The organism is Amycolatopsis sp. DSM 110486, from assembly GCF_019468465.1.
In the GTDB taxonomy this organism is placed as follows: Bacteria; Actinomycetota; Actinomycetes; order Mycobacteriales; family Pseudonocardiaceae; genus Amycolatopsis.
Map to the genome: position 1 here is coordinate 6,980,425 of NZ_CP080519.1, position 9,409 is coordinate 6,989,833.

Genomic DNA, 9,409 nt, shown 5'->3' on the forward strand with positions numbered 1-9,409 from the left:
AGCGGCGAACAGTGGGAGCCCCGTGATGAGTACTTCCGCCACCGAGGTCGTCGACGCCCTGCGTGCGTCGCTGGTGGAGAACGAGCGCCTGCGCCGGCAGAACCAGCGCCTGGCCTCCGCCGCGGCCGAACCCGTCGCGATCGTCGGGATCGCGTGCCGGTTCCCGGGCGGGGTGCACGGGCCGGAGGAGCTCTGGCGGCTCGTCGCGGACGGCCGGGACGCCATGACGGCGTTCCCGGCGGACCGCGGGTGGGACGGTTTCGACGTGCCGACGGCCCGCGAGGCCGCCTTCCTCACCGAGGCGGGGGAGTTCGACGCGCCGTTCTTCGGGATCTCGCCCCGCGAAGCGCTGACGATGGACCCGCAGCAGCGGCTTCTGCTGGAGGCGGCCTGGGAGGCGGTGGAACACGCCGGTGTCGACCCGGTTTCCCTGCGGGGCAGCCGGGCCGGGGTGTTCGTCGGTGGTGCGTCGCAGGAGTACGGCGCCTTGCTCGCGGAGTCCGGCCAGGCGCCGGGTTACGCGCTCACCGGGGTGCCGGGAAGCGTGATGTCCGGCCGGATCGCCTACTGCCTCGGGCTGGAAGGTCCCGCGGTCACGGTCGACACCGCGTGCTCTTCTTCGCTGGTGGCTCTGCACCTGGCGACCCGGTCGCTGCGGTCGGGGGAGTGCGACCTCGCGCTCGCCGGCGGGGTGCTGGTGATGTCCACTCCGGCCATCTTCGCCGAGTTCGCGGGCCAGGGTGGCTCGGCGGGCAATGGGCGGTGCAAGCCGTTCGCCGACGCGGCCGACGGTACGGGCTGGGGTGAGGGGGTCGGGCTGCTCGCGGTGATGCGGCTGTCGGACGCGCGCCGGCGGGGGCTTCGCGTGCTCGCGACGGTTCGCGGCACGGCCGTGAACTCCGACGGCGCCTCCAACGGCCTGACCGCGCCGAGCGGCCCGTCGCAGCAGCGGGTGATCCGGGCGGCGCTCGCCGATGCGGGCCTGTCACTGTCCGATGTGGACGCCGTCGAGGCGCACGGGACCGGCACGCGGCTCGGTGACCCGATCGAGGCCCACGCATTGCTCGCGACGTACGGCCAGGACCGCTCCGGCGACCGGCCGCTGTGGATCGGTTCGATCAAGTCGAACATCGGGCACACGCAGTACGCCGCCGGGGTGGCCGGGGTGATCAAGATGGTGATGGCGCTGCGGCACCGAGTGCTGCCGCGGACGCTGCACGTGGACCGGCCCACCTCGCAGGTCGACTGGACGGCCGGCGCGGTGGAGCTGCTGGGGGAGAACCGGCCGTGGCCGGATCCGGGCCGGGTCCGCCGGGCGGGGGTGTCCTCGTTCGGCATCAGCGGCACCAACGCCCACGTCGTCCTCGAGCAGGCCGAACCCTTCGAACCCACGGAACCCTCGGCAGCCGAGCCGGCCCAGATCCCGCTGCCGCCGGTGCTGGTGTCGGCCAGGGGGAGTGACGCGCTGGGCGAGCAGGCCGCGCAGCTGGCCACCTGGCTGAGCCGCACCCCCGACGCCGATCCCGGTGACGTCGCGCGGGCGATGGCGGCCGGCCGGGCGAGCCTCGAGGAGCGGGCCGCCGTCGTCGCGGGGGATCGGGCCGGCGTGCTCGCCGGGCTCCGCGCCCTGGCCGGCGGCGAGGTCGTGCCCGGCGTCGTGCGCGACCGGGTGCGGGAGGGCCGGCTCGCATTTTCCTTTGCGGGACAGGGAGCCCAGCGCCCGGGGATGGCCCGGTCGCTGTACGAGGCGTTCCCGGTGTTCGCGGCCGCGTTCGACGAGATCTGCGCGGCGTTCGCGCCGGGGCTCGACCGGCCGCTCGCCGACGTCGTTTTCGCCGTCGAGGGCACGGACGCCGCGGCGGCGCTCGGCACCACCACCTACACCCAGCCGGCGTTGTTCGCGGTCGAGGTCGCGCTGTACCGGCTGCTCGAGAGCTGGGGTGTGCGGCCGGACGTGGTGCTCGGCCATTCGATCGGCGAGCTGGCCGCGGCGCACGTGGCGGGGCTGTGGACGCTCGCCGACGCCTGTGCCGTGGTGCTGGCCCGCGCCCGGCTGATGGGGGAGCTTCCGGCCGGCGGGGCGATGGTGGCCGTCGGGCTGCCCGAGGAGCAGGTGCGGGCCGTGCTCGCCGAGCACGGGGACCAGGTCGGCGTGGCGGCGGTGAACGGGCCCGCCTCCGTGGTCGTGTCCGGCGTCGAGCCGGCGGTGCTGGAGGTGGCCGCGCAGTTCGCCGCGCAGGGTGCTCGCACCCGGCGGCTCGCGGTGAGCCACGCGTTCCACTCGCCGCTGATGGCACCGATGCTCGACGCCTTCCGCGCCGTCCTCGAGCGGGTCACCTTCGGTGTCCCGCAGCTGCCCGCGGTCTCGGGTCTCACCGGTGCGCTCGTCACCGCGGAGCAGTGGCGCGATCCGGGCTACTGGGTCCGGCACGTGCGCGAGACCGTGCGGTTCGCCGACGGCGTGGGCACGCTCGTGGACCGCGGGGTCGCCACGATCCTGGAACTGGGACCCGGCAGCGCCGGTACCGCGATGGCCGAGGAATGCCTGGCGTTTCGGGAAACCGAGCCCGACGCTGTGGTGTGCGCGGCCGGGATGCGCGGGGATCGCGGTGAGGTCGACGCCCTCTACGCCGCCGTCACGCGCGCCTACGTCCGAGGCGCGGCCCTGGACCGGGAAGCCTTCACCGGCGGGCGGCCGCGCTCGGCCGTCGAGCTCCCGACATACGCGTTCCGGCACCGCCGCTACTGGCTCGACGGCGAACCCGGCTCGCGAACCCCGAACCCGCCCGCCGATGCCGAATTCTGGGCCGCGGTCGAGCAGGCCGAGCCGGTGCGGTTCGCGGACCTGCTGGGCTCCGACGCGGCGGTGTGGGAACCGGTGCTGCCCGCGCTCGCGCGGTGGCACCGTGACCGCGACCGGCACGCGCTGCTCGGGTCCTGGCGGTATCGCACGGACTGGTCGCCCGTGCCGGTGGCCTCCGCCCGGGCGCTCGGTGACTGGCTGGTGATGCTGCCCGAGGGCGAGGACGAGTTCGCGGCCCGCGTGACTGGAGCGCTTCGGGAGCACGGCGCGACGGTGCGCACGGTGTCCGCGACGTCGGCCGAGGACCTGGCGGCCCGGCTTTCCGGGGCGTTGGACGGTTTCACCCCGGCCGGTGTGCTGTCGTTGCTCGGCCTGGCCGAGGGCGCGGATCCCGAATTCCCGGCGCTGTCTTCGGGCCTGAGCACCACGGTGTCGCTCTTCGGGACACTGGCCGGTGTCGACGCTCCACTGTGGATTCTCACGCGGTCGGCCGTGGCCGTCGGCCGGACCGACGAGGTCGTCTCCCCGGCGCAGCGACAGCTGTGGGGTCTGGGCCAGGTCGCGGGGCTGGAGCTGCCGCGGTCCTGGGGTGGGCTGGTCGATCTCCCGGCGGATCCGGACGAGCGGGTGCTGGACCGGCTGGCCGGGGTCCTCACCGCGACCGGCGGCGAGGACCAGGTCGCGATCCGCGCCGCCGGGGTGTTCGGCCGCCGGCTGGTCCGGGCAGCGGGCGGGCCGGGGCGCGGGCGGGGCGGCTGGCGGCCGCGGGGCACGGTGCTGGTGACCGGTGGCACGGGCGGCCTCGGTGCGCAGGTGGCCCGCTGGCTCGTCGCCAACGGCGCGGAGCGGCTGGTGCTCGCGAGCCGGCGCGGACCGGCGGCCGCCGGGGCCGGCGAACTGCGTGCGGAGCTGTCCGCGGCGGGCGCCGAGGTCGTGATCGAGGCGTGCGACGTGGCCGACCGCGAAGCTGTCACGGCGTTGCTGGCCCGAGTGCCGGACGAGCAGCCGTTGCGCGCGGTCGTGCACGCGGCCGGAATTGCCGAGTACCGAGATCTGCTGAGCAGCTCGGCGGCCGATTTCGCCGTGGCCGCGGGGGCCAAGGCGGCGGGCGCCCGGCACCTGCACGACCTGACCGCGCAGCTCGACCTCGACGCGTTCGTGCTGTTCTCCTCGGGCGCGGCCGCCTGGGGAGGTGCCGGTCAGGCCGCGTACGCGAGCGCGAACGCCTACCTCGACGGCCTTGCCGAGCACCGACGAGCACGAGGACTCACGGCCACCTCGATCGCCTGGGGCCCTTGGCGGGCCGGAGGGATGGCCGCCGACGTGGACGACGAGGCGCTGCTGCGACGTGGCCTGCGCGCCATGGACCCGGAGCCGGCGCTCGCCGCGCTCGGCGAGGCGGTCGGGTCCGGAGCGGCGACTTGCACGATCGCGGCGATCGACTGGGCGCGGTTCACCCCCGCGTACACGATGGCGCGGCGCCGTCCACTGATCGAGGGCGTGCCCGAGGTCGTGGGAATCCTGAGTGCGGAGGAGGAGCCGGCCGGCACCGAGGCCGGCGACGAGCTGCGGACCCGCCTCGCGGCGATGGCGGAGGCCGAGCAGCGGATGAGCCTGCTCGAGCTGGTCCGCCGCGCGGCCGCGGAGGTGCTGGGCCTGCCCGGGCCTACCTCGATCGGGGCCGGCACCGCGTTCGGCAGTCAGGGGTTCGACTCGCTGACCGCCATGGAGCTGCGGACCCGCCTCGGTACCGCGACCGGCCTGACCCTGCCCGCGGCGCTCGTGTTCGATTTTCCGACGCCTGCGGAGCTGGCCGACGCGCTGCGCGAGCGGCTGCTGGGCGTCACCACCGCACGGGAAGCGGCCGTGGCCCGGGCCGTCGCCGACGAGCCGGTGGCAGTGGTCGGGATGGGGTGCCGGCTGCCAGGCGGGGTGAGCTCGCCGGAGGATCTGTGGCGGCTGGTGTCGGACGGGGTCGACGCTGTGTCGGGGTTTCCGGCTGACCGCGGCTGGGAGGCGTGGCCTGGTTCTGCCGGTGGCCGTGGCGGGTTTCTTGCCGAGGTGGGTGGGTTCGACGCGGGGTTTTTCGGGGTGTCGCCGCGGGAGGCGTTGGCGATGGATCCGCAGCAGCGGTTGTTGTTGGAGGTGTCGTGGGAGGCGGTGGAGCGGGCGGGGATCGATCCGTTGTCGTTGCACGGCAGCCGCACCGGCGTCTACGTCGGCGGGACGGTGCAGGAGTACTCGACCGTCCTGGTGAACTCCGCCGAATCCGACTCCGGCTACGTGCTGACCGGTGCCGCCGGGAGTGTCCTTTCCGGACGGTTGTCGTACTTCCTCGGCCTGCAGGGCCCGGCGGTCTCGGTGGACACGGCGTGTTCGTCGTCGTTGGTCGGGCTGCACCTGGCGGCGCAGGCGTTGCGCGGCGGTGAGTGCGACCTGGCTCTGGCCGGTGGGGTCGCCGTGATGTCGACGCCGGGCAACTTCGTCGAGTTCTCGCGGCAGGGCGGGCTGGCCGCGGACGGCCGGTGCAAGGCGTTCTCCTCCGCCGCCGACGGGACCGGCTGGGCGGAAGGCGTCGGTGTGCTCGTTCTGGAGCGGCTGTCGGATGCGCGTCGCAATGGGCATCGGGTGCTGGCGGTGGTGCGGGGTTCGGCGGTGAACCAGGATGGTGCGTCCAATGGTCTGACGGCACCGAACGGTCCTTCGCAGGAGCGGGTGATCCGGGACGCGCTGGCCGCTGCCGGCCTTGAACCGTCCGAAGTGGACGCGGTCGAAGGGCACGGGACCGGCACGAAACTCGGGGACCCGATCGAGGTCGAGGCGCTGCTGGCGACCTACGGGCGCGACCGGCTCGGTGGTGAGCCGCTGTGGCTGGGTTCGCTCAAGTCGAACCTCGGCCACACGCAGGCCGCCGCGGGCGTGGCGGGAGTGATCAAGGCCGTGGCGGCGCTGCGGCACGGAAGGTTGCCGGCGACGCTGCACGTCGACGCGCCGTCGGGAGAGGTGGACTGGTCGTCGGGCGCGGTGGAATTGCTCACGGAGGCCCGAGAGTGGCCGGCGACGGGCCGCCCCCGGCGGGTGGGGGTGTCGTCGTTCGGCATGAGCGGGACGAACGCGCACGTGGTGCTGGAGCAGGCTCTTGAGGAAGAGCCGGTGGTTTCCGAGCCGTCGGACGGTGTGGTGCTGGTGCCGTTGTCGGGGGTGACGGACGCGGCGCTGGCCGGTCAGGCCGGGCGGCTGTCCGCGCATCTGGCTTCACATCCGGATGTTTCGGAGGTGGCGGTCGCGCACACGCTCTCGGTGGGGCGGTCGCGGTTCGAGCATCGTGCGGTGGTGATCGGTGACCGGACGTCGATGCCGGCGGGATTGTCCGCGGTGGCCGAGGGCGCCGAGTCTCCGGATGTGGTGCGCGGGACGGTGTCGGGTTCCGGTGGTGTGGCCGGGATTTTCGCTGGGCAGGGCGGCCAGTGGGTCGGCATGGGCCGGGCGCTGTGGGAAGCGTCGCCGGTGTTCGCGGAGTCGATGGCCGCCTGTGAACGGGCTCTTGCTCCGTGGGTCGACTGGTCGTTGTCCGACGTGCTGGACGATCCGGTGGCGATGGGCCGGGTCTCGGTGGTGCAGCCCGTGTCATGGGCGGTGGCGACCTCGCTCGCGGCGCTGTGGGCGGACGTGGGTGTGGTTCCGGCCGTGGTGGTGGGCCATTCGCAAGGGGAGATCGCGGCCGCGTGTGTTGCCGGGGCGCTGAGCCTCGACGACGCGGCACGGGTCGTCGCGGTGCGATCGGGCTTGATCGAACGGTCCTTGTCCGGGCTGGGCACGATGGGGTCGATCGCGTGGCCGGCCGAGCGGGTCGAGGAAGCGATCAGCACGTTGGGCCTGGCCGGTGTCGGCGTTGCCGCGGTGAACAGCCCGGCCGCGGTGATCGTGTCCGGGCCGGTCGGCGAACTCGAAACCTTGGTCGCGCACTGCGCGGCCAAAGGCGCGCGGGCGCGTCGGATTCCGGTGGACTACGCCTCGCACTCGGCCCAGGTCGACACGATCGCCGACGAACTGCGTACCGCGCTGAAGGGAATCACCCCGCAGACCTCGGTCATCCCGATGGTCTCCAGTGTCACCGGGCAACGCATCGACACGACCACCCTCGACGCGGACTACTGGGTGCAGAACTTGCGCTCCACCGTGCGGTTCGCCGACGCGATCACCGCCGTCGCCGAGAGTGGGTTCAGCCGGTTCCTCGAGATCAGCGCCCACCCCGTGCTGAGCGCTGCCGTCGAAGACACCACGTACGAGTCCGGGGCACCGGCCACCGTGCTCACCACCCTCACCCGCGACAACGGCGACCACCGCCAGTGGCTCACCGCCGTGGCCACGGCCTACGTCAAGGGGATCGACCTCACGTTGCCCCAACCGACGCCTCGGCCGGCGTACCTGCTCGAACTGCCGACGTATCCGTTCCAGCACCAGCACTTCTGGCTCACCCCGCGGACCACGGCCGCGGGCGGCGCGGCGGACGACGCGTTCTGGTCCGCGGTGGAGAAGCACGACGTGCCCGCGTTCGCGGAAGTCCTCGGCGGCGACCCGCCGGCGGAGTTCTGGGGGCAGGCCTTGCCGGTGCTGGCGCAGTGGCACGAAGGGCGCCGGCGCAGCGAGCGCCTCGACGCGTGGCGCTACCGCCTCACCTGGAAACGGCAGACCGGAGACCGACCGGCGAGGCCGTCGGGAACCTGGCTCGTCGTCGCTCCGGCCGCCGAGCAGAGCACGGTCGACGCACTGCTCGCCGAAGGCCTCGACGGCTTCGTCGTGCCGGCCGAGGCCGAGGCGACCCGGGAGCGGATTGCCGAGGACATCACGGACGCCCTGGCGCGGCACGGGAACCAGGCCGGCGACCTGACCGGTGTCCTCTGCCTGACGCCGCTGGACGAACGTCCGCTGACCCGGCACCCCGTGGTCCCCGCCGGTCTCGCCGGCACCGTCGCGGTGACGCAGGCGTTGGGGGCGCTGGAGATCGAGGTGCCGGTGTGGCTGTTCACCCGGGGCGCGGTCGCGGTCGACGACGCCGAGCCGGTGTCGGCCGGCCAGCGCGAGAGCTGGGGCCTCGGGCAGGTGCACGGGCTCGAGAACCCCCGGTCCTGGGGCGGCCTGGTGGATCTCCCGGCCGCGCCGGACGAGCACACCGCCCGTCGGGTGCTGGGCGTGCTCACCTCCGGTGAGGACCAGGTCGCGGTGCGAGCATCGGGCGTGTGGGCGCGCCGGCTCGTGCGCGGCGCGGGCGGCCCCGGGACGTGGACCCCGCGAGGGACGGTGCTGGTCACCGGCGGGACCGGTGGCGTGGGCTCGCACCTCACCCGCTGGCTCGTCGCGAACGGCGCCGACCGGGTAGTGCTGGTGTCGCGCCGCGGTGCCGACGCCGTGAGCGAGCCGGATTCGGTGGGTTCCGTGGTTTCGGTGGTCCGCTGTGACGTGGCCGATCGGGATGCGCTGGCGGAAGTTGTGGCCGGCCTTTCGGATGAGCTCACCGCCGTTGTCCATGCCGCCGGTGTCGCCAGCTACGGGCCCACTGCCGGCCTCACCCCGGACGATCTCGCCGAGGCGACGCTCGGGAAGGTCGCGGGCGCGCGGAACCTCGACGAGCTGACCGCGGATCTCGACCTCGACGCCTTCGTGCTCTTCTCGTCGGGCTCGGCGGTATGGGGCAGCGCGGGCAACGGCGCCTACGCCGCCGGCAACGCGTTCCTGGACGGGCTGGCGGAGCAGCGGCGGGCCCGCGGTCTGCCGGCCACGGCGATCGCCTGGGGCGCGTGGGGATCCGGCGGCATGCTGCAGGACAACGAAGGCGCGGCCGAGGCACTGACGCGGCTGGGCCTGCGGATGATGGACCCCGAGCTGGCCGTGGCGGCGATGGCCGAGGCCGTGGCCAGCGGTGAGACGGCGTTGACGGTGTCCGATATGGACTGGGCCCGGTTCACCCCGGCTTACACGATGGCGCGGCGCCGTCCGCTGATCGAGGACATCCCCGAGGTCGCCGCCGTGCTGAGGGAGCAGGCCGAGACCACAGCGGACACCTCGACCGGAGACGAGCTGCGCGAGCGCCTCGCCGGTCTGCTGGAGGCCGAGCGTCACGCGGTGCTGCTCGGCCTCGTCCGCAAGCATCTCGCCGCGGTGCTGCGATACGACTCGCCGGACGCCATCGCCGACGACCGGGCACTGGCGGAGCTCGGGTTCGACTCGCTCACGGCGGTCGAACTGCGCACGCGCCTGGGTGCCGAGACCGGGCTCGTCCTGCCGGCCACGCTCGTGTTCGACCACCCGACACCCGCGGCGTTGGCGCGGTTCGTGCTCGCGCGACTCGTGCCGGCCGAGCAGTCGCTCACCGACTTCGTGGACGTCGCCCGCGAGCTCAACCGGATCGCCGGCGCGCTGCCGGGCCTCGGCGCGGCGCGGGACGACGTCGCCCGGCGGCTGCGGGAGCTCCTGGCCGCGCTCGACGGCCCCGGCGAGGACCCGGACGCCGACGTCGACCTCGACACCGCGTCCGACGACGAGATCTTCGACTTCATCGATCACGACCTGGGTGTGTCCTGACCCGTCCCCGCTTACGCGACCATC

1 protein-coding gene is annotated in these 9,409 nt (G+C 73.9%); it reads left to right on the forward strand.

The window, feature by feature from the left end; all coding sequences use genetic code 11:
• The first annotated feature begins 22 nt into the window (after positions 1-22).
• Positions 23-9,385, forward strand: a complete 9,363-nt coding sequence (locus K1T34_RS54495; RefSeq protein WP_370643436.1) for a type I polyketide synthase — start codon at positions 23-25, stop codon at positions 9,383-9,385.
• Positions 9,386-9,409: the final 24 nt, after the last annotated feature.